The 22106-nt window shown below is 58.0% G+C and carries 16 protein-coding genes and 1 pseudogene; 3 read left to right on the top strand and 14 right to left on the bottom strand.

Going from position 1 to position 22106, the window contains the following annotated elements:
• Positions 1 to 256: 256 nt before the first annotated feature.
• From WDX12_RS15470 to WDX12_RS15455, 4 genes are all read right to left on the bottom strand, one after another.
• Positions 257 to 4165 carry an ATP-binding protein gene (locus WDX12_RS15470; RefSeq protein ID WP_434725450.1) on the bottom strand — a complete coding sequence of 1303 codons (3909 nt, stop codon included), beginning with the start codon at positions 4163 to 4165 and terminating at the stop codon, positions 257 to 259.
• Positions 4166 to 5226: 1061 nt separating this feature from the next.
• On the bottom strand, positions 5227 to 5511 hold the full coding sequence (locus tag WDX12_RS15465) for a DUF2285 domain-containing protein (RefSeq protein WP_434725449.1): 285 nt from the start codon (positions 5509 to 5511) through the stop codon (positions 5227 to 5229).
• Between the two features lie 130 nt (positions 5512 to 5641).
• Entirely contained in the window at positions 5642 to 6034 is a 393-nt protein-coding gene (locus WDX12_RS15460; protein ID WP_434725448.1) for a transcriptional regulator domain-containing protein, read from the bottom strand.
• Between the two features lie 1113 nt (positions 6035 to 7147).
• On the bottom strand, positions 7148 to 7378 hold the full coding sequence (locus tag WDX12_RS15455) for a helix-turn-helix domain-containing protein (RefSeq protein WP_434725447.1): 231 nt from the start codon (positions 7376 to 7378) through the stop codon (positions 7148 to 7150).
• 116 nt (positions 7379 to 7494) lie between these two features.
• Between WDX12_RS15455 and WDX12_RS15450 the strand changes: the two genes are divergently transcribed.
• The gene (locus WDX12_RS15450; protein WP_434725446.1) at positions 7495 to 7776 is read left to right on the top strand and encodes a DNA -binding domain-containing protein; all 282 of its coding nucleotides are present in this window, start codon (positions 7495 to 7497) and stop codon (positions 7774 to 7776) included.
• A gap of 233 nt (positions 7777 to 8009) precedes the next feature.
• Here the strand turns inward: WDX12_RS15450 and WDX12_RS15445 are convergent, their stop codons facing one another.
• A complete protein-coding gene (locus WDX12_RS15445) occupies positions 8010 to 8738 on the bottom strand; it encodes a LuxR family transcriptional regulator (protein WP_434725643.1) in 729 nt (242 codons plus the stop codon).
• A gap of 2688 nt (positions 8739 to 11426) precedes the next feature.
• On the opposite strand from WDX12_RS15445, the gene WDX12_RS15440 reads away from it, so the two are divergent.
• Positions 11427 to 13871: a GcvT family protein gene (locus tag WDX12_RS15440; protein ID WP_434725445.1), complete on the top strand. Its 2445-nt coding sequence runs from the start codon at positions 11427 to 11429 to the stop codon at positions 13869 to 13871.
• Positions 13872 to 14184: 313 nt separating this feature from the next.
• Here WDX12_RS15440 and WDX12_RS15435 read toward each other — a convergent pair whose 3' ends face one another.
• Together WDX12_RS15435 and WDX12_RS15430 are read right to left on the bottom strand one after the other, a co-directional pair.
• Positions 14185 to 14940, bottom strand: coding sequence for a class I SAM-dependent DNA methyltransferase (locus tag WDX12_RS15435; protein ID WP_434725444.1), 756 nt, complete (start codon positions 14938 to 14940; stop codon positions 14185 to 14187).
• Between the two features lie 143 nt (positions 14941 to 15083).
• Positions 15084 to 15503, bottom strand: a complete 420-nt coding sequence (locus WDX12_RS15430) for an SET domain-containing protein-lysine N-methyltransferase (RefSeq protein WP_434725443.1) — start codon at positions 15501 to 15503, stop codon at positions 15084 to 15086.
• Positions 15504 to 15969: 466 nt separating this feature from the next.
• Between WDX12_RS15430 and WDX12_RS15425 the strand changes: the two are divergent.
• Positions 15970 to 16158 (top strand): annotated as a pseudogene (locus WDX12_RS15425) (transposase); the annotation flags it as partial.
• Between the two features lie 633 nt (positions 16159 to 16791).
• Here WDX12_RS15425 and WDX12_RS15420 read toward each other — a convergent pair.
• The 7 genes from WDX12_RS15420 to WDX12_RS15390 form a co-directional block, all read right to left on the bottom strand.
• Positions 16792 to 17025 (bottom strand): helix-turn-helix domain-containing protein, encoded by a 234-nt coding sequence (locus WDX12_RS15420; RefSeq protein WP_434725442.1) that lies wholly within the window; start codon positions 17023 to 17025, stop codon positions 16792 to 16794.
• A gap of 169 nt (positions 17026 to 17194) precedes the next feature.
• The gene (locus tag WDX12_RS15415) at positions 17195 to 17356 is read right to left on the bottom strand and encodes a hypothetical protein (protein WP_434725441.1); all 162 of its coding nucleotides are present in this window, start codon (positions 17354 to 17356) and stop codon (positions 17195 to 17197) included.
• 79 nt (positions 17357 to 17435) lie between these two features.
• Complete coding sequence (locus tag WDX12_RS15410; protein ID WP_434725642.1) at positions 17436 to 17618, bottom strand: DNA -binding domain-containing protein; 183 nt, start codon at positions 17616 to 17618, stop codon at positions 17436 to 17438.
• Positions 17619 to 18194: 576 nt separating this feature from the next.
• Positions 18195 to 18824: an acyl-homoserine-lactone synthase gene (locus WDX12_RS15405; protein ID WP_434725440.1), complete on the bottom strand. Its 630-nt coding sequence runs from the start codon at positions 18822 to 18824 to the stop codon at positions 18195 to 18197.
• A 90-nt stretch (positions 18825 to 18914) separates the two neighbouring features.
• Positions 18915 to 19640, bottom strand: a complete 726-nt coding sequence (locus WDX12_RS15400) for a LuxR family transcriptional regulator (protein ID WP_434725439.1) — start codon at positions 19638 to 19640, stop codon at positions 18915 to 18917.
• Positions 19641 to 19907: 267 nt separating this feature from the next.
• Positions 19908 to 21314, bottom strand: a complete 1407-nt coding sequence (locus tag WDX12_RS15395; protein ID WP_434725438.1) for an aminotransferase — start codon at positions 21312 to 21314, stop codon at positions 19908 to 19910.
• Positions 21315 to 21474: 160 nt separating this feature from the next.
• Entirely contained in the window at positions 21475 to 21972 is a 498-nt protein-coding gene (locus tag WDX12_RS15390; RefSeq protein WP_434725437.1) for an Lrp/AsnC family transcriptional regulator, read from the bottom strand.
• Positions 21973 to 22106 lie beyond the last annotated feature (134 nt).

Here is a 22106-nt window from a genome sequence, read left to right as displayed (position 1 = left end):
GGAAGCTGCCCCTTTGGGCGGATTAAGCAGTCAGGCATCTATGTATGGGCGGCATCCGAAGCTTCGGCATGCGCGCTTCACAGACGGGTAACCCAGCGAGCGATCTTCGTAAGTATAAATTGTAACGATCGCTCCTCGATGAGGAGCTGAGGCGCGGCGCCGCGACCTGCCCCGGCGTGAGAGGGTTGATGGCCACCATCAAGCTCAGCGGCGGACGCTAACTGCGTCATTAATTGTGATCAGATATCGATTGCGGCTAGACATTGTAAAGCACGCCGACGATTTTCCGGGCACCAATGACCGACGGAATCCCATTTGCATCCCCTCCCACGGAAAGGACCTGTGACGATCCCATCCCGCCCACGCTCTCGAACAGCCTGAAATGGGAAAGGTCGCCGGGAAGCGCCGTCCCCACCCGCTTAAAAATGCTGGACCCGTCACTAAGGGCAAGAGCGACGAGTGCATCCTGGTGATGCCCGAGGGTATCGAGTTGGACGTGGTCTCCGCCGAGGACAACTTGCTTATCAAGCGCTAGCGGCACGGCACTTTCGTCGACCACGCGGAAGGCGATTGCGATCCGCTGCAACTCCCTATTGGCGTCGACTGCCACGGCCTCTTCAGGGCCGTGATCGACAGTCACCCTGTGGTCGAAAATGATCCCGATAACTTGGTGGATTGCCGTTTCTTCCTCGGCAAGAAAAACGCTTTTGGGGTTGCGGATGCGCGGGTCCGGCGCTTCGGCGGTGAGGCCGATCAATCCGCCACCATTCACGTTGCGAACTAACCGGCGCGCGTAAACGTCCTTACCGTGCCGAGCGATCACCAGCCGCCGGTCCGCGGAAGCCGTGGGGATGGACTTGACGATCGCAAGGCTGCCAGCGGGTGCGGCGAACCCGAAGTTGGCTCGCCTGAGATAGTATGCAACGCAGCTCTCAAGAACGCGGGGGTCGAGAATTTCCGGCTCGTCCTGGGTTTCCGCAGCCACCCGGTGCCTAGTAAAGGCCGCCAAATCGGGACAGATGATGACCCGGGGTGCAGCGAGCGAGGTAAAGTCGATCGCGGCCGGCGCCTCAAGCTTCTGCCTCGCTGTTGGTAAGTCCCGCCGGCGCCAGCGATAGCATTCTTCACGAATGTCCTCCGCAAGCTTGATCAGATCAACCAATGGGCCAGCGCATTGAGCGACCTCACCAGCCGTGATGTCTTGGCGACGCCCGTGGTGGGCCTTGTTCATCAAGGTCACCACCGGGGAGTTGTCACCCAGCGCAGGGTGTTCGGCGAACCGCCTGAAAATTTCTGCACCAAACATCCCGGCCGACCCGGCCCGCACCAAGGGGCGTATGCGCTGCACGAAATCGGCGAGCGTGGGATTCGGTGTTGCCTTGGCCCAGGATGAATGGGCCGGATCGTCGAACATGTCACCAAGCTGCGCCTCGAGGAACACCCGACATCCATCGGCGAAATCGCGTGCGGGCTCTTCTTCATTTGGGTCGGCGTCGAAGCGCTTCTTGCGCTCAAGCAGGACGGAATGGGGCACGATCGTCCTGACACGGGGCTGCAACCGCGTCGCGGGGTGCACTGCAAGGTGCTCAACTCCACCCGGAAGCTGGATTTTGGCAACCCGGCCGCTGAAGCGAGGATCATAGGACGTAACTAGCACCTGCGCGCCCCCACTCGCCAATTTTCCAAGCGCGGCCGCCAGCCGCTCCCGGTTTTCGTCGTCAAGTAGTTCCTGGGGATCGTCAAGCACGAGGGTAGTCAAGCCACCGCGCTCCTTCAGCACGTGCTGCCAGAAGGCGAAAAAGAACGCGACCAAACTCGCGCGCAGGGCCGACGCGTTTGTGACATGTTGGGCTGGGGCTGCCACGCCTCCTGTTTGGACAACGAGGTCCAATTCCCCTTTGCGGCCCATACCGGTATCGATGAGTCGGTGAGCCGTATCGGGAAATGCGCCGAGATAGATCAGATCACGCCAAGCGGCGGCATCCGTTCGAAGAATTTTGCGAAGCTGGTCGACTTGCTGGTCAGCCAGCGTCCCCAAATCAGCGAGTCGACCGAGCGCCGTGCTTGCCGTCGCGTAGTTGCCGAGCCGGGCTTCGGCCGCCCGGCGCGTCGCCAAGTGCTGTGAAAGCCGCGCACACTGGGTCAACGCGTCTGAGATCGGCTCGGCCGCTTTCACGATGTTTTGGAGTTCTAACAGCTTCCCCGTGAGGGTCAGTTTCTCTGTATGCTCCCCTTCCTTGGGCTTGCGCCCGAGCACGCGGGTAAGGACATCCTTTGCCAAGGCATCGTTATTCTGGCGCCAGTGGGCAAAGCGGATCGCTCGGTCAAGGCGCTCCAAGGCTAGTTGAAGGTCGCCACACCCTGCTGGCAACGCGGTGGCAAGGGGATCATCCAACTCCGCGCGGTTCTGGAATATGGCATCGATGCTTAGGGCCGTTGAGGATTTCAATTCGCCAAGAATGCCTGCGAACGGTGCGAACGAAAAAGCCTCGTCAACGAGCGCTTTTCGCAGAAGGTCGCACGGATGCGACGGCAAGTCGGCGACCAACTCAGTGCGAATGGCCTCGGGTAACGAGCGCAACAGATCGCCATGGGCATTTGCCGCCCAATGGGCAAGGGTTTGCGACAAGAGGTCAGCATCGGAAGCAGACCCGGCTAGGTGCTGTTTGACCGGTTGGCCCGTAACAGGGTCAACGGCATGGGAATGATCGCCACCACAGACGACGCACCGGTTTTGGTCGCGTGCAGGGTCCGGATGATTGGCCATCCAGGCCTTGATCCGTGCATACAAGCGCGTGCGCGCTGCGCTCGACGGATTTTGCGCCAGCTCCTGCAGGGTGCGTGCTTCCGACAGAATGACAGTTAGCCTATTTTCGGCGTCGGTAAGCTCGTCCGGCGTCAGTTTGCGGAGCTCGGCGAGCCGTGCGATCGACTCCAACGTTTGAGGCTGACTGATACGCTCGAGCGCCCGACCGATATTCTCTTCCAGGTCCGATCGCAGTTTTGCATCGGCGGGGTCAAAACGCCCGCCAAGGATCTCTTTCGCGGACTCAAACGCGCATGCCTTCGCGTCCTCGAAGTGCGCCTTGATGGTCTTAAGCTTTTCCTCAATGGTCTTGTCGTCCGACGGGACTGGCACCGGCGTCGGCGGCTCTAGCATAGCATGCGTCCGCAAGATCTTTTCGAGGTCGTCTTTAGCAATGTTGTAGTCGGCGTCCGCCTTATCGCGTTCGCCGCGCTTGGCCTTGACGAGATCTTTGTCGATCTTGGTTTTCGCGCGACGCGAATGTGCAGCAAGGTCCACGAGCGCTGACAGCCCTGTAAGCTCGGACACTGCGCGTCCCAGTTCCGACTCAGATCCCAACTGAATGAGTGGGAGTAAGCCCGGCATGACGGTGCCGATGCGAAGTGCGATGGGATCGACCCCAAGCGGCGTTAGATCGGGCGGCAACTCCTTTAGCTTGCCCTGAGGCGAGCGCGTCATGCTGCGGCGGATGGGGGGAAGCTGCATTCCGCCATCTTCAACGAAGGTCAGTTCAACCCATGTATCAGCTGGAACCCAGTCTTTGTCGGGTCGGTACTGATCCAGGAGTGGCATGGGTGTCAGCGACGACATTTTGTGCGTTGTCAGCTCGTCCTCGTCATTGCCTATCCAGCAATTGAAGTCCTCCGGGCTTTCCGGTTCGCGCTGGGGCCGAAGCATCTGACCTGTGAGCGTCCAGATGACGGCATTGAGCAGCGACGTTTTGCCGGATCCGTTCCGCCCTTCAAAGAGCGTGATTGGGCACGAAAACTCATGGACATATTTCTCCGGGGCCGCATCCGGTGTGCCAAACTTATGCAGGCCGGCGAACCGGTGGGCCTCCAGCCTCTTCAGCCGAAGTCGCCTGTTGTTCGCGTTCGCGGGCCGCGATGGCAAGGCCTTCACAGCGGGCGGCGGTTGGGAAATCGCGTCTACGAGTTCTTCCGCATGCAGAGACCGGACATCAGCAATCCAAGCCGCCGGGCCACGATTTTGATACCATCCCAACGCGCTACGCGTTGCAGCATCAGGCAGGGAAAAGGTGCGCGCGCCCTCAATGAGTACTGGCTCGCCTGCGATTAGATCGGCAACTAACGAGTCAATGGTGTGCAAATGCAGCGCACGAGCATTCGATCCATCCATGTTTACGTCTGTCCATTGTTTCGCCTGAGACATCGTTCACCAAAGGCAGCATGCTCTGTCTCGGCCACACCGCGCAGTCATCAGCAGTTCTTCTTTTGAGTTATCTGGGACAGTCGCCCCCAGTATCCTTGTTGCGATATCCGTCTTCGCATGATGTATAATCATTGATGCCTTGCATGGAGATCGGCTCAATGCCCGTACGACGACATATAGTAGTCCCAGCTGGACCGGGTTCCGCAATAACCGCACTATCGTCGCAGGAAATCGGCGTTTTCACGCCGTCTGCGCACAAGACCGCAATATCTGGTGAGAGGTGGGAACATCCTGCTCTGCGGTCGCGCGGGGGAACTGCCGAGGTGCACGTTGCGTCGAGGCGTGCGCGACGGCGCCATTGATGGGGACGCGAGATCACGAAGTGCGGCGTGAAGTTCCCTCGTGCTGCTAACCCTTCATGTGAAGCCGTTCGCCAAACATCAGAAGAATGACGCGGCTGACGTCGTAGCTATAGTCTAGGCCGCTATCCCGATGCGGTTTGTAATACCGAAGAGGCCCGCGCTCGGCAAAACCGGTCGCCTGATCGAAAAGGCTGCCCCTGAGATCGCGCTCGCCCGGTGCCTGCTAAGTCTCTCGGATGGTCCATCGGCCCGATCCTCTTCAGCGGGACATTGCGCCGACGGATTTGAAGTTCTGAACGCAAGTACGTCTGAAAGGGTATGCCCGGCAGGAGACTGAGCTCGCTGCCGGGCCGGGTACGCCTTGGGAGGTGGCGTAAGTCAGCGACTCTCGTGGCGGTGGGACCACTGGTGTTTTTTGCCGAATAGCGTGCATGAACCGTGCCAAGGCCAAAGCGTCAAAAACACCCGAGAGTCACCTCCCTCTACGCTGCGTACTCGACATTGTCGGCTATTGGATAATGCCGAACTTGCCTTTCGATATCGACCGACACCTGAACCAGAGGGCACCCGCAGGGCCATTCGCTGCCATGCCGACCGGGCGAACTGGCGGTGACCGGGTTTAGCTCCGAACTGTTCGCCGGCTGATGCGAAGGCGGACTATCACTCTTAAAGAAGGAAATCTCTGTATGCTCCATTCATTAGCGCGCGGCCACGAGAGACGGCACGGCGAATGCGGTCGCGTAGATGATCGCGAGGATCCCTCCAGTCGGCATGGACGCGCCATTGACCGATCAGAGCTTCGGCGAGCTCGCGATGTGACGCCCCAGCAAGTGACCCATCGAGTGCACGCAGAACGAAAGTCAAACGGGGGCCGCGTTTTTCTGGCGGACACAAGCGGGCAGGCAGGTGTTGACCCAGATTTAGAGCATTGAGGCACTCGAGCCCCCTCATGCGATGCTTCGTGAGGGGCGGGGGACAGATGGCTTCGGTACGGAGGCAGACAGGGTGCAAGATATCGGCGCCAGAGACCGCGAGCTGGAGCGTCTGCTCCGAATCTCGAAGAAGAACATGCTGGCCCTTGTCAGGCGCAAGCAGGACGGTTGCACGGCATCGCAATGCCGAGAGCTCGAATGCCAATGTCGCCGACCATGCAGGCAGCTGTTCTGCAGTGACGGGCAGCACATGAGCGCACCAAAGCGGAGACCAGAACACGACCGAATTTCGCCCATAAGACTCGGCGAAACAGGACACCCCAGTGTGAAAGGTCACCGGGCGACGTGACCACGTCGAGAAAGGGCCGGTGGGACAAAGTATTGGCCTGCCGGCGCGCAGCGATCACATCACGCTGGAATGCTGGATTGCGGCGTAAGAACTCCCAGGCCCATTCGCGCGGCGTCAGACCTGTGGTGTAATCGTATGATCTTTCATCGCGCCAAACAGCCTCGCCCGCGCCACTCACGAAAACTGTAGGCATGAGTGTGCTCCCCTGCCCGCCCGCAGGCAGGCCGAAACTTTATGCCACCTGGCAAGGCACCGGCGCTGAGGGCACCAGATCTCGAAGCAGGCATTTCGTCGAAGCGTGTGCCACCGGCACTGTCGACGGCGGAAGGGGCGCGCAATAGCGTTCAGGCCGTCCAACCCGCACAGCGATAGCCACCGCAGCCTGTGCACGCAAACGAAATTGATTTCATTTCCGTGATCGGCTCGTGCATCCCGTCCCAGATTTTCATTGAAGGGGCGGTGGGCGTGGCGGTGGATTGCACGCCGGTTGTGGGCAAGTTGTCGTAACGCCGGCGTTATAAGGTCAGTCATCGGGAGGTCTCCTGGGAAATTTCTCCCATTGGAGGCCAAGTTTCACGCTATGGCAGCCTGTATAGTTGTACAGGTGAGCCGACTGGTCAGTGGACGCAAAACGAACCGCCGAGGCGCGCAATCGTTTGTTTGGTGGTGCTCACGGCGAGCTTTCTTTGCGGGCGGTATGGAGATGGAGCGCGGCTAGGCTCCGCTTCCCCTGCTGCAGCCGATTTCCCAGGCGGACTTGCCCCCGCAATGCCCTTCTCGCGGGCAACCACTGCGGGTCGTCAGCGAAACACTGTCGACTGATGGCGGCATCGCCGAGATACTGCACCTAGCCAAGGCGGCCGGTCTCGTGAACGCTCCTAGTTTGCATTAGAACGACGGCTCGCCTGCAGCCCAAGTTGGGATAGGGAACCGTCCGATGTGTTCGGTCGGACGAGCTTGCTGCGCGATCGACTTCGAAATGCATTAAGGGGACGGAGCAGCGCATGGCTTGAACAACCGTCAGGTCGGGCAAGCGGTGCCCCTTCCCCTTCCTCGAACCTCCGATTCTTCCGCTGGAGGTGTCTAGATCCCCAGGCGCAGCCGGTCTTTGTCGCTCAGTCGTCCGTCACCCATGGGTAGCAACGGGCGTCGTCCTGATGCTGCTGGCACAGCAGGCTGTCGCGGAGAACCATCCACACGCCCCGTGCGTCTCTTCGCTTGCTGGGATACCTGAACTTGCCGAAGAAAAGAGGGCTGGTGGTCCGACGGGAGGCGGTGCGCTCCGCGAGCGCACGGACGCCAGCTATCATCGTAGGCTCAACAGAATCTCGCACGGGTCGGTGTCAAGCACTGCAGTTACGTCGAGGAACTCAATGATATCGAGCCGCCGCTCCCCACCTTCATACTTCGCCACGAAGGATTGCGGCCGGCCAAGCTTCTCGGCTACCTGCGCCTGGGTCATGCCTTTGGCCTTGCGCAGCGATCTCAACTGGACCAGAAACCGCTGGTGGCGGGCAGATCGAAGTGATTTTGGCATGTAGGCGAACCGGTCAGGTAAAGATCGGCTCAGCCATTAATCCCGGTTCCGGATTATCCCGTTTTGGGATATGCTGTCTTGAATCCAGCTATCAACATGTGAGGTTCGCAGCAGATATGAATCGATCAACGGGAACAGATGGGGCCCGAAGCTCAACACTGCACGACGATGTCCCCTGGTCAGACAGCATCACGAGCTACGACAGGCAGCATTCCACCATTTACCTGCGCATCCTCGACGCCTGCGCCGACAATGCCAGCATAGAGGAAATGGCCGAACTCATTCTCGGCATCGACCCGGTCCTTGAACCGGTGCGCGCCCGCAAGGCTGTTCGCAGCCATATCGACCGGGCGAACTGGATGGTAACAACGGGCTACAAGGAACTGTTCGGCGGCTGACGCATGGCTGGAACTGTCACGTTTTCAGGCAAGGACCTCACGACAGTCCCCATTCATGAACGCAGGGCCGGAGGGACGCGCACCGAATGCGGTCGCGGAGGTGATCGCCAGGATCTGTCTGGTCGGCGTGGACGCGCTCCCCCGATTAGCACTTCAATGATCCCGCGATGTGAGGGTCCGGCGAGCGATCTGCCGGGACCCCGCAGAACTTCAACGCCGCCGCGCACGTGAAGCTAATCTGTCAGTGAATCGAAAAAAGCCGAACGGGCCAGGCGTCCAATTGCCTGCTTGGTGGTCGTCACCCCAAGCTTCCGGCGAGCGTTGCCCAGATGAAAGGCGGCCGTGCGCTGCGTGATCCCTAGGATGCAGCCGATCTCCCAATCGGACTTGCCTTGTACTGCCCACTGCAGGCACTCGTATTCGCGCGGCGTCAGCAAGACACCATCGATCATTCGATCGGCGGACAGTTTGCGGCGAACGAACATATGAAAATAGGTCGCGATATACGGGAGACCTTCTTCGTGGCGTTCTGCGGCACGAAAAAACACAGCGTTGGGCTTGTCAGCGGCAAAGGTTATCGCAGCAAAATTCCCTCGGCGGTCGATAATCGGGATCGTCATGCCGCAGCAGATGCCAAACTGCGCCGCTTCGTCAAAAACCTGAGCCCCCGCAGCCTCCTCGCCGCTCAGATCGGATCCCCATCGAAACGGGCATCCGCCACTGCGTGCACGCACAATGACCGGATCAACACTCTGATACCGGTTCTCAAGATAACGTGCCGTCCAAGGCGCCGGATAATTCGAGATCAGCGTCGGTTTGCCGTCAGGCCGCGGGGAAAAGGAGAGATAGGCAAAAGTGAGCAGATCGAGCCCAGAGGCGACATCGGCCAGGGCGCCGCGGAGATCAGCCTCATCAACGCTTTCTGAAAGCCGTTCCAAGAATCTCTCGAAGACAGTTTGCATCTCTGCCCTTTTCAGCTCTTTCCCTTGGCTCTCCGGCAACGTTTCATTTGAAAGGGTGCCGGGGCGGAAGAGGTCCATGACGCTCTTGCGAGAGCATCGCCGCAAACTGCGCCAGCGGCGTCAGTGGTCTCAGAATTCGCCAAAGTGAACTGCTTGCATATATCTTTCACCCCGTATTAATCGGGATGGTATTCCACAACCGGATCTCAAAATTCCCTGCCTCGTTGTAGACGCCGCGAGCCCAACCTGAGGAAATCTCTTGGAGGTTGGCCTCCCGCGTGAAGGGCTCCATTCGGTCGACGCTCGATACACATTTGACCCTTTAGTTTAGCCGGACGACTCTGAACTTCGATCGTGAAGCTCTCCTCATCTCAAAACTAAAATACAGTCACGTTTGCCACCGACCAAGAAGGTCGCAGAATTGTCATGGTGGAGACTGTACTCAGCGTGAAACAAATCGCGCACGGAACGAGTAGTCCGCGGATTTCATCTGCACGGCGCACTTTTTGACGATCACGACAGTGAACCCTCGTGTAAGTCGAATATATCCCATGCAAAATGAGCGAGTCCATCGCGCCACTGCAAAATGCGGTTCTTGCGAAGTAGACGGCATGTCACATGGGGCCCATCGCAGGCTGCTGCCCTGAGCCAGCTCCTCTCGGCCGCTGAATCCATTACTGCGACTGTTTCCGGCACAGTGTGCCGAGCGCGTTCCCCTGATCTTTGCAGAAGGTCCGGCCGTTTGAGCCCTGTAGCGCAGTCGTTGCTGTGCCTCTCATCCGTGACTCCGGTTAAATGGCTTTGGCATTAAAATAATTTTGCAGGACCCGCGGGTGACGATGCAATTGCACCGGCTAAGCAGCATTCCTGCGAAAATGACCATATTTTCGCAGCTTCCGACATACAGAACTAGATCCCTTAGACATCGCGCTTCTTAAGCAAAGACCAGCCGCCTGAGTTACGTCGTCGAGCTGCAGTGCCCGGAAACAGGCGCCCTGTCGTCTCGCTGGGAACAGCACGCCAACGGTGACCAATGGAGGGGCCTAGCGGAGCGGGCCGCCGCAGCACCTCGCTCCGCTCCATCTCCGACGGTGTTTGAACGGGGACGCACGGAGCAATGCCGCGAGCCATAGCAGCAGGACCGGTCCGGAGCACCGACGCCCGAAAGCACTCGTCGTAAATGGCGCCGTTTCGTGAACCGTGTGCCATTGACACTGTCAACTACGGACGCAAACAGCGACAGACCAGCCGCGCAACTAGTGCGGTGTGAGCGGGTAAAAGGCATCGTTTCAAAGGACTGTCGACTTCTGCGTTCCGTTCCAAACTTTCCTGGAGACGCGGTAGTGTGGAGGGTGGATTGCAAGCTGTTCGCCGGCAGTTTGCTCTAGCGGCGGGCACACGCACAGCCGGTCTTCGTCGTTCAGATCGTTAGTCATTACGGGTTAGAGCCGGGTACGTGAAGCGTCGCTGGAGCGAAGATGCTGCGCGCCAACAAGCTCGCTGTGAGTTTTACTGCTTGAGTTTGCAGGGTGATCCTGCGGGCTCGCACAGGAAGACCGACCAGGCGATTAAAATTGCACTGTCGTCGGATCTCTGACGGTGTCGGACATGAGACACAAGTCCTGTCAGAGTGACTCGTTGTTCTGAAATGATTTTCTCGGTTGGCATGCCACGTGCTGTCGATCTGCCAAGCCACCGCCCCGCATGGACCCATCCCATGATCACGCTCGCCGAACATGCTTTCGCCCCCGCGACACTGAGCGTTCCCCCGACGCAAAAATGTGCGTTTGCTCTCCAATCGGCATCGAATAACGCCGCCACCTCAAACATCGCGAACTTGGCCATAGCTAAACAGTACAGGAAACTTCTTGAGTACGAACGTAAATCCGGCAGAAACCCTTTTCTACTCCTTCGCCGAAGAAAGCCTGAGTTGGATGAAAAGAATGTAGTTGCGATGGCGCTCGCGCCCGACCCAGCGCTCGCCACCATCATCAGCAACGAAATGGGGGGAACTTGGCCTGCATTCGCGATCACCAGCGGCACGGAGCAGAACACAGGCTTTCCGCACCGGTGTGATCGCCTTGGTGTCGCGGACCTCCAACGGGACACGCTTGGTCTTTGCGATAGCCGCGTGTTCACTCAACCTAATCTGGCGCTTCGAAGTTCCCACCGGCGAAGCGGCAGATCACCACAGCTTTCAGCGGTCGCAAATTTGTCCAACCGATGCTGGAGCGGTGGGAGCAGTGGGGCTTGCCGACCGGAGCCTCGTCTAACGTTCGAGCGGGGCGGCGCGGACGGGGCTGGCGGCCCGCCAGCGCGTCATTCACGACCAGAGGCAGTGGCAAGTCGCCGCTCCGCGCCGATATCCGATACATGCACGGCCAAGAGTACCTTGGTCCTGGCACCGAGCGGCCGCGGTCTAAATGCTGGACTGGCGGCACACCTCGCAGACCACGAAGATTTCAAGGATGAACAACTTCGCCCGTCAACCGACCATGCGTCTCTGGCCTGGCACTCTTCGCGGGGGCGACAAGGGATAGCGATCTGCGGTGGCCTTGTGGTCTCGCGAGGCTCACCATTGATCCGGAGCTTCTGGAGGGCGCGCTCCCCTGGCTCTAGCGAGGGTGCCGAAAAAACATTGAACCGGAGCTTACAGAGAGCCGAATTTTCCGGGTTGAGGTATCTGAAATGAAGCCACTGCCTTCCAAAGCGCGAGCTGTCATAATCGGAGGCGGCGTTTCGGGGTGCTCCGTCGCATATCACTTGGTGAAGCTGGGATGGACCGACGTGATCCTGCTCGAGCGTAGGCAACTTACGTGCGGGACGACCTGGCACGCCGCCGGATTACTCAGCGAGCTTCGCGGGTCTAGCGACATGACAAAATTGACCAAGTACTCGATGCAACTCTACTCGAGCCTGGAGGAAGAGACGGGGATTTCAACCGGACTTCGCCGCGTCGGCTCATTGTCTATCGGGCTTACCCAGGAGCGCAAGCACGAGCTGTACAGGCAACTCTCTCTCGCAGCCGCCTACGGCGTGGAGGCGCGAAAGATCTCTGTGCGAGAACTCGAGGGAATGTACCCTCATATCGATGTGTCTGATGTCACTGCAGCGCTTCATTTTCCTAATGATGGACAATGTGATCCGGCCAACGTCTCAATGGCGCTGGCCAAAGGCGCACGTCAACGCGGCGCCGCAATCTTTGAAGGAGTCAAGGTAGCCGGTGTTCAGGTGAGGAATGGCCGGGTACACAGCGTAACCTGGGAGAAGGGGGCCCAGCGAGGGCTGATTGCAACAGAACACGTCGTAAACTGTGCTGGCATGTGGGCACGGGAATTCGGCGCTCGAAGCGACGTCGCGGTTCCATTGCATGCGTGCGAACATTTCTACATGGTTACAGAACCAATAGATGGATTAACTCGGCTGCCGGTCTTACGTGTTCTTGACGAACATACGTACTACAAAGAAGATGCAGGCAGAATTCTTTTTGGGGCGGTCGAACCGAGGGCGAAACCCTGGGGAATGGACGGCATCCCGGAAAGCTTCTGCTTCGATCAGTTGCCGGAGGACTTTGCGCATTTTGAACCTATTGTGGACAAGGCTCTGAAACGAATTCCGATGTTGGCTACAGCCGGTATTCGTACCTTCTTCAATGGGCCAGAAAGCTTCACTCCGGACGACCAATATCACTTGGGTGAATCTCCCAGTGTTAGGGGCTATTGGCTGGCGTGTGGTTACAACAGTACAGGGATAGCTGCCTCAGGAGGTGCGGGCTTAGCGCTGGCGCAGTGGATGAATGACGACGAGCCGCCCTTCGACTTATCGGGCGTAGACATCCGTCGGATAGAGCCCTTTCAGAAGAACCGTTCGTACCTGAGAGAGCGGGTTTCGGAGGTGGTGGGACTCTCGTTTGCCGACCACTTCCCCGCTCGTCAAATGACAACAGCACGCGGCATTCGACGCTCACCAATTCATCAACATCTCAAGGCACGCGGGGCGGTGTTCGGTGAGATAGTGGGTTGGGAGCGAGCCAACTGGTTTGCCAGGGAGGGCCAGGAGCATGAATACCGACACTCCTGGTATCGCCAAAACTGGTTTGATAATCAGCGCGCCGAGCATATGGCGGTTCGGGAGCGAGTTGCTGTTTTCGACTTGACCTCATTCGGAAAAATCCGAGTGGAGGGCCGCGACGCTACCACCTTCCTCCAGCGGCTTTGTTCCAATGATGTCGACGTGCCGGTTGGCCGGATCGTCTATACGCAAATGCTGAACGAGCAAGGCGGGATCGAGAGCGATCTGACCGTGAGTCGTCTCACGGAGACGGCTTTCCTGCTGGTCGTTTCGGCCTCCACATTACAACCCAATCTCTCTTGGCTTAGGCGGCATCTAGACGACGAGTTCCTCGTTATCACCGATATGTCGGCGTCGGAAAGCACCCTGGCAGTAATGGGACCGAATTCGCGCGAACTGCTCGGCAAGGTGAGTCCGAATGACTTCTCCAACGAGGCCAACCCGTACGGCACCTGGCAGGAGATTGAGATCGGCATGGGTCTGGCGCGGGCTCATAGAGTGACCGGTGTCGGCGAGCTGGGCTGGGAGATCTACATTCCGACTGACCAAGCAGCTCATGTCTTCGAAGCAATCGAGGCGGCGGGCGCCGATGTCGGACTCAAGCTGTGTGGGTTCCATGCCATCGGCTCGTGCCGTATGGAGAAGGCATGTCGGCACCTCCCCGATGATGTTGGCAGCGGGGATCACGTGCTCGAAGCGGGGCTGGGCTTCGCTGTCAATACGGTAAAGCCTGGATATATTGGCCGCGATGCCGTGCTGAGAAAACTTGAGGCGGGACTTGACCGTCGGTTGGTTCAGTTCCGCCTTAAAGATGCTGCCCAGCTAATTCATAAAAACGAAGTCATTTTCCGAGACGGTCGGGTCGCGGGAACAATCACTTCCGGAGACTACGGGCACACGCTCGGTGGAGCCCTCGGCCTTGGCTATGTATCGTGCAAGGACCAAAGCGAGGCGGCCCTGCTCTCCTCTTCGTACGAGATTGAGATCGCCGGCGAGTGCTTTGCCGCGGAAGTCTCGCTCAAACCGATGTATGACCCGAAGGGCGAGCGGATGCGGGCTTGATTTACCAACTGAACCCGTCCGGCATCCACCAACGTATCATGGTGTCGAAGCTCGCAGCCCGAGTTTAGATTTCTGGACGTCATATGGGCATTTGCGGAATTGCAATACCCAGCGGATCCAGGTCGAACGCCGGCGAACGCAGGGATGGGCGCAATCTCCCGCGAAAATGATGAAACCTGCTGTACAAAATTCTGACAGTCCGGCGGCTCAACATTGAAGTATCGGACCTACTCCAGGTCTCGTCGGGCTAAACGGCGGCCAACGAGGTGTTGCGATCAAAAACCGCCGAGCTCTACAAACATCGGATTAACCGTCAGAGGCAGGTCACCGACGACTGTCTGGTTTGCCGGTAGACCGAGACATGACCTTTGGACTCATTCGTGAATGCGCCCCGTGCCCAGTCTCCCCAACGCTCCGCTAGCTCCAGCCCAACGCATTCAGCCATCGTATCGAGCTCCTGGTGATAAACGTACCGAACGCGTTGCGGCAAACGCCTAACCGAGGTGCCGGAAAACCAGAGGATAGTTGAAACCAAGTTCTGCTTTACCGGGTCGTGGATTACCGCATTGACGAAGGTATTCTCATGATCAACGAACGTAGTCGTAGTTTTCTGGCCGCCGACTAAACCGTCCAATGGTGGGACCCGAACTTCTATTGCCACAACCCCGTTGTCTTTCAACACCTCTGCAGCCGCTCGAAGACAAGCTATTTGCTCTTCGCGCGTGGAGAGCAGGGTGAATGTGCTATAAACACAATAGACTAGGTCGTACCGTTGTTCTGAGCTGAAATGGGCAATGTCCCCCTTCCAGGCTTTGATCAGATCGGTACGCTTAGCGAGAAGTTTTAACATGCTGTCCGAATTGTCGATGCCTTCGACCCTGACCCCACGCTCGCTCAACGGCACCGCCACGCGCCCATTGCCAATACCGAGCTCAAGAGCCACTCCTCCTCTGGAAAGTCGCTCAAGGAAGGCAGCAGTTTCGTCTGCCTCTTCAACTTTTCCTAGTAGGGTAGTATATTGTTCATATGTGGAAGCCACACTCTCGTCATAGGAAAAACTACCAGCCATGCCATTCTCCACACTGGATGTTATTTTTGGATTATCTGTTGTTTTCTCACTATTGCCAAAATTATGGCTGTCAATTGGCGTTAGATCTTATTCTGTCGGCCAATTTATCTATCAGACACGAGTTCTCCTATTCTGTAGCGGTATTATTCAACGAACTTGATAGCTTTCGGATAATCGGGAATGTTCGTGTATTTCTGGGTTATTTCCTCGTCCTCCTTTATGTCTCTGATTGCTACAAGGCTCGCCCATGCGCCAGACTCCTCGTCAGTCCAAACCGTTTCTGCATTAGGGCTTAAAGAATGATTCACCAAGGACGCAAGTCCAAAAACAACATAACGCCCTATGGGACCAGCTTTCTGTTCTTTGTCGCCGCGGACAAAGTAATATTGTAGTATTCCCGTCATGTCTACAAGGTTTTTTTGCCGATCGTCAAAACCCCACGTCGGAGACCTCTCAATTAAATCTCCAGTCTTGAACGTGATACCCGCGAATAGCCCGCGGCCTTTTCGGGGAACGTTCTTCACATACAGCGCGTTGCTGCGATCAAAAACCCTATCGACCATCGTGTGTACCTTCTTAATGCTGCCTTGGCGCTGAGCAGCGCATCGAGCGAGGGCTCGACTAGCGGCCTCAGTGTTCTCACCCCAAACCCCTGCCTCCCGGAGCTATCATGAGGCCCGGGCCAAAGCGAAATATCGACGCTGCGCCTCCATACCCTGACAAGGCATCCCTGCGGCTAGGTGCACATTGTTGGGATCGAGAATGCGCATCTAAAGAACTAGATTCTAGAGCTCGTTCCACAACTAGTTCACCCTGAGCAAACATACCTCTTCCTCAACGGCGGCATACCTACCAATATGCGTGGTTGACGGTGGCTGCAAACCTCGGACACGTTCTTTTCAATTGACCCGGTTCAAGTGCTGTTCAAAGCTTGGACACCCCACTCGAACGGGAACTGATCGGTGACCGCATCAAAAGCGAGCTTTGATACGACTCCGCAGGATGTGCCAGCAGCATCCGGCCCGAAGAGCGATTACCCAGGCGGCCCGCGACCTCGATCTCCACGGGAATGTGCTGCGCAAATGGGTGCGCGAGCTATTGGCCGATCCGCAGCATGCGTTTCCCGGTCAGGGGCAGATGAAGCCTGAGCAGCTCGAGATTGATCGGCTGCGCAGTGAAGTCGCGAAGCTGAAGGCGGAGCGCGACATCCTAAAAAAGGTCACCACGACACCCCGATCCTTCACCAGCCTCACTGCCTCAAGCTTGAACTCGCGGCTGAACTTCCTTCGCTGTATTTCCACTCTCCAGTTCCGCTAAACACCTTATCTCGGTCTCCACGAGACCGGCAGCAGGCCACCGCGCTCAAGTCCGGCATGACGCGCTTTGATCTGGTGAGGCAAGCGCCTGAGCGTCCGACCTTGCCGTCCCAGCCCGGCGGTTGCCGGAACACTGTTGGCACGCATTGTCCGGTCCTCCACTCGGCAGTTGCGCCCTCCTCCCTGGAACTGGAAGCGGGGTCGGCAAAAGCGACCTGAAAGGCCCGCCCTCTACGGCGGACCGCATCCCAGCGACCGGGACGCAGATGAGGACCCGCAGCTGTCACGCAGTATCAGAGCGGCGGTTAGTTCACGGACGCGATAGGGAGGGTAGTTTCAGTCGGACTGGACGCGCTCCATTCGCCGAAGAGCGCGTCTCGATGGCCGAATGCTTCCAGCGAGTCATCCGAGCGCAACAAGAATGTCAGTCTGGCGCGGCGTTCTTTGTCAGGTCGGGTCGGATGTCCGAGACCGCCTGAGCGCGCCAGAAGGGCTCGTCGATGACTCCGCGCGCGTTAAGGCACGCGGCCGCTTGCTATGACCGGAGCCTGGCCAGAATTTCGCACGGATCAACGCCAAGCGCCGCGGTTACGTCGAGAAACTCAATGACATCGAGACGCCTCTCTCCTCCTTCGTACTTGGCCACGAAAGATTGCGGCCGGCCAAGTTTCTCGGCCACCTGCTCTTGGGTCAGTCCTTTTGCATTGCGCAGCGATATCAGTTGCGCCAGGAATCGCTGATGACGGGGAGACCGAAGTGATTTGGGCATTAGAGGGAACCGGTCAGGTAAAAACCGGCTCAGCGACTAATCTCGGTTTCGGATTATCCCATTTTGGGATATGTTGCGTGGATAGCGCTTAACTGGCGAGGTGCGCTGCAGCCATGAATCGAACAACGGGAGCAGGTAAGACGCGAAGCTCAGCGACGTTGTCCACTGGTCAGACACCATCACGAGCTACGACAGGCAACATCGCAGCATTTACCTGGTCATCCTCGACGCCTGCGCCGACAATGTCGGCGTGGAAGAAATGGCCAATCTCATTCTCGGCATCGACCCGATCGTTGAACCGGTGCGCGCCCGCAAGGTAGTCCGCAGCCATATTAACCGTGCGAACTGGATGGTGACGACCGGTTGCAAGCAACTGTTCGCCGAACGAACTGCAACACGGGTCGCGACGCCTATTCTGACCAGAAAGTCCGGTACCCGCCATTCATCAGCGCGAGGCCACGAGCGAATGCGATCGCGCAGATGATCGCCAGATCTTTCCAGTCGGTCTGATCGCGCCCTTCGCGAATCAGCGCCTCAGCGATTTCGTGGTGGGATGCTCCAGCGAGCCGAGGGCGCGAAGAACGAACCTCAATCGGGCTGCGCGTCTTTCGCGCCGAAATAAGCGAGTAGTTCTCCGGGGTGCTTTGAGTCCCGTTGGCCAGATCGCCTCAGCACGAAGGCAAGCTGTCTGAAGAATATCCGCTTCAGAAACTGCAAGCTGACAAGCTGATGATGCGCCACGCAGTGCGAAGATGGACGTGCTGATTCTCCTCGGGCCAACCAGCACCGTCGTTCGACATGACAATGACGTCAGATGGAACGGCGACGCGCTGGCGATGCAGAAGGCGGTTCCGAGACGACCGTAATACATTTGCGCACTGGCGCGGACCAGAGCACGACCGCGCTACGGGCGTACGGTGCGAAACAAAACACTCCAGGGCGAAAGATCCCCGGCCGAAGCGGTCACGTCGATAGAGGCTTCGCGCGACAGCGTAATGTCTGCTCGAGGGCAGAGACCAGATCACCCGAAATGCGGGATTGCGACGCAAGAACTCCCAGGCCCAGCCATTTAATGCAAGTGAGCGGTGCAGGCATAGGAGCAGCGATCCTACCATTCATGATGATCGTCATCTGGCGACAAATATGGCATGCCTCTGCTCCCGCCGTGATCATGCCACCCTGCGAAGTACCGGCGCCCATAACACCGGACCGGCAATCCCACCGTTTTGCCGAACCGCCTGGAGCATCTTTTCCGACACTTCTAAATAGCCGGCCAAGGCGCGGGTGGCGCCAATCGTGTGCGGCTCTCCAATGCGCTCCAACGGCCAGCCGGAGCGGCGAAGGATGCGTTCCATGCGCAAATCGGTGACCGTTACAATGTGGCTGAGCTGGTGTGAGAGGCCCAACTCAATCATGGCGGCGAAGAGTTCGTAGGTAGCGACCGCAATGCCGCCCGCTCCCTTCAGTGCCGACGAGGCAATGTCGAGCGCGAAGCGGCTGCTTTCCCAGATGCGTGGATGCTCGGGTGCCCTCTTTCCGTCTAATAGCATGGGGAAGGTATCGCGAAGCATCGTCGGGCCAGTCGAGGGCAAAAGGCGCACGCAACCATCTACCCGCCACTCGAAACCCCGCCGCAACAGATAGTGCGGTCTCAATGCGTCAAATGAGTCGATTTCGTAGCCACCGCCTCTTACCTGCCAGTCGAGCCTTTCTTTGAAGACACGGTAGCGGAGGCGATGCATGGCATGCAGGTCATCGGCAAAGTCCTCATAGCAGTCTGGTGCAATCAGTTGGATCATGGAAGCCTCCTTTTCGGGGAAATCTCCCCGTCATTGGAGACAAAGCTTCACGCTATGGCAGCCTATATAGTTGCGGAGGTATAGCCAGCTTCAGCAACGCGAAGAATTTGAAGCCGCGAGACGGGCAACTGCCTGTCTGGTCGTGCTAACGTCAAGTTTCCTGCGGACGTTCGCCAGATGAAACGCTATCGTATGCCGCGTGATTCCCAGGATACAGCCGATATCCCGATTGGATTTGCCCTTCTCGGCCCATTGCAGACACTCGTATTCTCGCGCCGTCAGCAAGACGCCATCCACCAGTCGATCAGCCGAAAGCTTCTGACGCACGAACATATGAAAACAGGTCGCAACGTAAGGGAGACCGTGTTCATAGCGTTCCGCGGCGCGGATAAATGAAGCATCACGCTTGTCAGCGGCAAAGGTCATCGCCGCGAAATTGCCTCGAAGATCGACAATCGGGATCGTCAAACCCGAGCAGATGCCGAACTGCGCCGCTTCGTCGAAGAGCCTATGCTGAGCTTCTGATGGCTCAACACCCGGTAGCGAGGAGCCCCATCGGAAGGGGGATCCGCCGCCCCGGGCGCGCACGATGACGGGATCAATGCTCTGGTACTTGTGCTCAAGATAGCGCGCCGTCCAGCACGTCGGATAGTTGGAGATCAGCGTGGGCTTGTCACCTTGCCGCGGCGGGAGCGACAGATAGGCGAAGGCGAGCAGGTCGAGTTGTGAGCTCAAATAGGCCAGGGCGCTGCGGAAGTCGACCTCATCGACGCCTTCCGAAAGCTGTTCCAAAAATCTTTCGAAGACAGATTGCATGTCTGCCCTTATCAGAAACTTGCCTGGGTTTTCGGCAACTTGCCTGCAGGTGGCAGCAAGTCCAGATGCTCGGCATCATAGTGGCTTGTTAAGGATCATTATCGTAGTTCCCAAACAATACATTGGGCCGATGCGGAGGACCTGCAACGCCTCAGAAATAGGCCCTGCCGGCGGGGAGGTGCGCCGGCAGGGCTCGCGGCGCAACATCCGCGGTCAAATGGGAGGACCGGACAACAGCCGCGACAAAAGTCGTTTCGCTCGCAAAGATTAAACCGCACCTTCGGCCCTCAAGGCGCGGTACGTCGTGTCAACAGACTTTGTCGTCGCATCGACGATGATGTCGACTTCGTCCCGGGTGATGATCAGTGGCGGGGCAAAGCCGAGAGTATCGCTGTGCGGCATGGCCCGGCCGATGACACCGTTCTCAAGCAGGGCGGCGGCGGCCCGCACGCCAACCTGCAGCTCGGGCTCAAAAGGTATGCGGGCTTTGGGATCCCGCATCAGCTCCACGCCGGACAGGATTCCAACGCCGCGAACTTCGCCGACAATGGGATGTCCCTCCAGTTCCGCCTTCATGCGGGAAAGCCAATAGGGGCCAATATCCTGGACATGCTCCAGGATATTTCTTTCCTTGAGGACTTGAATGTTGGCAAGTGCGGCTGCCGCGCAAAGCGTATGTCCCGAATATGTCCAGCCATGGCCGAGAGCCCCATGCTTCTCTGTTCCTTCTTCCAGGACCGACCAGACGCGGTCGCCGATAATTGACCCGGAGATGGGGAGGTAAGCGGAACTGACGCCTTTGGCGATCGTGACGAAATCCGGACGCATGCCATAGAGGTGGGAGCCGAATTTCGCACCGGTTCGTGCGAAGCCGCAAACCACTTCATCGGCGATCAGAAGAATATCGTACTTGTCCAGCACCTTTTGAATGGCCGCCCAGTACCCCCGGGGGGGCGGAACGATGCCTCCGGTCCCAAGTGCCGGTTCTCCGATAAAGGCTGCAACCGTATCGGGCCCCTCAGCAAGAATGAGGGCTTCAAGTTCATCGGCGCAGCGTTGGGAGAAGGCTTCTTCGGTTTCGCCCTGATGCGCATGACGATAATAATGTGGAGTCGTTGTATGGCGCACGAGGTTCAAAGGTAGATCGAAAAATTTATGGAAGAATGGAAGACCTGTCAGGCTTCCGGTGACCAGCCCGGATCCGTGATAGCCACGATGTCGCGAAATGATCTTCTTCTTTTCAGGGCGACCGAGAATGTTGTTATAGTACCAGACGAGCTTGATGTTGGTCTCGTTGGCATCGGAACCGGACAAGCCAAAATAAACTCTCTGCATGTTTTGCCCGAAATATTCGACCACGGCCTCCGCTAAGCGGGCAACGGGCTCTGTGCCTTGGCTGGCATAGACATGAGCGAACGGTAGGTCGTGCGCTTGCTTCGCAATGGCGTCAGCGATCTCCGTGCATCCATATCCCATGTTGACGCAGTAGAGCCCACCGAAACCGTCGAGGCTCTTTCGGCCTTCGGTATCCCAGATGTAGACGCCTTCCGCTCCGGCCATGATCCGGTTTGGCGTCTCGCCGCGGCTGTGTTTTGCCAAATGCGTGGACGGATGAAAGACGTAGCTCCGATCCTTTTCCTGGACTTGCTTGGTTCCCAGATTGGTCAGGCTCATTGTCGCTCTCCCGTTGATCGCCCGGCGGAAACACTCCGTCCCGCTCGTCAAAGGCTGACTATACCGACGGTCCCACTTCACGTTCCACGGCAATGTACGTCCGTGGCCGATGGATCCACGGAAGTTGCTTCAAACTCCGTCGAAAACACGGACTCGGAACTCACCGTTGTCTCGGCGCGGTCAACGGAATGGGCGAATTGGATTTTACGGATTTCGTCACGATGAGGCTGTAATATTGGTCAATCCCGAGTCCAACCTGCAGCAAACCCTCCATGAATTCCTGGTAGGCAGCCATAGAAGGAGCTGCAACGCGCATCAGGTAATCGACCCGGCCCCCGATCGCCCAGCAGTCCAAGATTTCGGAGATGCCTTGAATTGCCGTCTCAAAGTGTCTTTGGTCTTCGAGGCGGTGACGATCCAGAACGACTTCCACCATTACGAAAATCACGCCCCCGGTGAGGGATGGACTCAGCCGCGCGTAATAGCCTTCAACAACCCCGGTTGTTTCGAGTATGCGCAGCCGCTCCGAGCAAGCCGACGCCGACAGATGGACGCGCTTCGCAAGCTCGCTTTTTGATATCCGACCGTGTGCCTGAAGCTCCGCCAGGATGCGAAGGTCCCATGCGTCCAGGCGAACCGTGTCGGGTTTCGACTTCATGGCGTTGCCGGGCTAAATATGGCTTTACGTTTAGTCTGCTTGGTTCCGGCGCCAGCTGCATCCATGGTCCGGTCGTGCCAGCCTAGCGTTGTCTTCGTCGCAGGCGATGCTGGTGTAGACATTAGCCCATGCGC

It is taken from the genome of Mesorhizobium sp. RIZ17 (genome assembly GCF_051127865.1).
GTDB lineage: Bacteria > Pseudomonadota > Alphaproteobacteria > Rhizobiales > Rhizobiaceae > Mesorhizobium > Mesorhizobium humile.
Note: the sequence above shows the minus strand (reverse complement) of the source record. Positions and strands in the feature narration are given on the sequence as shown.

What these genes read in the sequence shown, in the direction of transcription:
- WDX12_RS15465 (WP_434725449.1), bottom strand. Translation starts at nt 5,511, where the DNA reads ATGAGGGGGCTCGAGTGCCTCAATGCTCTAAATCTGGGTCAACACCTG.
- WDX12_RS15400 (WP_434725439.1), bottom strand. Translation starts at nt 19,640, where the DNA reads ATGCAATCTGTCTTCGAAAGATTTTTGGAACAGCTTTCGGAAGGCGTC.
- WDX12_RS15450 (WP_434725446.1), top strand. Translation starts at nt 7,495, where the DNA reads ATGAATCGATCAACGGGAACAGATGGGGCCCGAAGCTCAACACTGCAC.
- WDX12_RS15415 (WP_434725441.1), bottom strand. Translation starts at nt 17,356, where the DNA reads ATGGCTGCGGACTACCTTGCGGGCGCGCACCGGTTCAACGATCGGGTC.
- WDX12_RS15430 (WP_434725443.1), bottom strand. Translation starts at nt 15,503, where the DNA reads ATGGTCGATAGGGTTTTTGATCGCAGCAACGCGCTGTATGTGAAGAAC.
- WDX12_RS15435 (WP_434725444.1), bottom strand. Translation starts at nt 14,940, where the DNA reads ATGGCTGGTAGTTTTTCCTATGACGAGAGTGTGGCTTCCACATATGAA.
- WDX12_RS15420 (WP_434725442.1), bottom strand. Translation starts at nt 17,025, where the DNA reads ATGCCCAAATCACTTCGGTCTCCCCGTCATCAGCGATTCCTGGCGCAA.
- WDX12_RS15440 (WP_434725445.1), top strand. Translation starts at nt 11,427, where the DNA reads ATGAAGCCACTGCCTTCCAAAGCGCGAGCTGTCATAATCGGAGGCGGC.
- WDX12_RS15470 (WP_434725450.1), bottom strand. Translation starts at nt 4,165, where the DNA reads ATGGATGGATCGAATGCTCGTGCGCTGCATTTGCACACCATTGACTCG.
- WDX12_RS15455 (WP_434725447.1), bottom strand. Translation starts at nt 7,378, where the DNA reads ATGCCAAAATCACTTCGATCTGCCCGCCACCAGCGGTTTCTGGTCCAG.
- WDX12_RS15405 (WP_434725440.1), bottom strand. Translation starts at nt 18,824, where the DNA reads ATGATCCAACTGATTGCACCAGACTGCTATGAGGACTTTGCCGATGAC.
- WDX12_RS15395 (WP_434725438.1), bottom strand. Translation starts at nt 21,314, where the DNA reads ATGAGCCTGACCAATCTGGGAACCAAGCAAGTCCAGGAAAAGGATCGG.
- WDX12_RS15445 (WP_434725643.1), bottom strand. Translation starts at nt 8,738, where the DNA reads ATGCAAACTGTCTTCGAGAGATTCTTGGAACGGCTTTCAGAAAGCGTT.
- WDX12_RS15390 (WP_434725437.1), bottom strand. Translation starts at nt 21,972, where the DNA reads ATGAAGTCGAAACCCGACACGGTTCGCCTGGACGCATGGGACCTTCGC.
- WDX12_RS15460 (WP_434725448.1), bottom strand. Translation starts at nt 6,034, where the DNA reads ATGCCTACAGTTTTCGTGAGTGGCGCGGGCGAGGCTGTTTGGCGCGAT.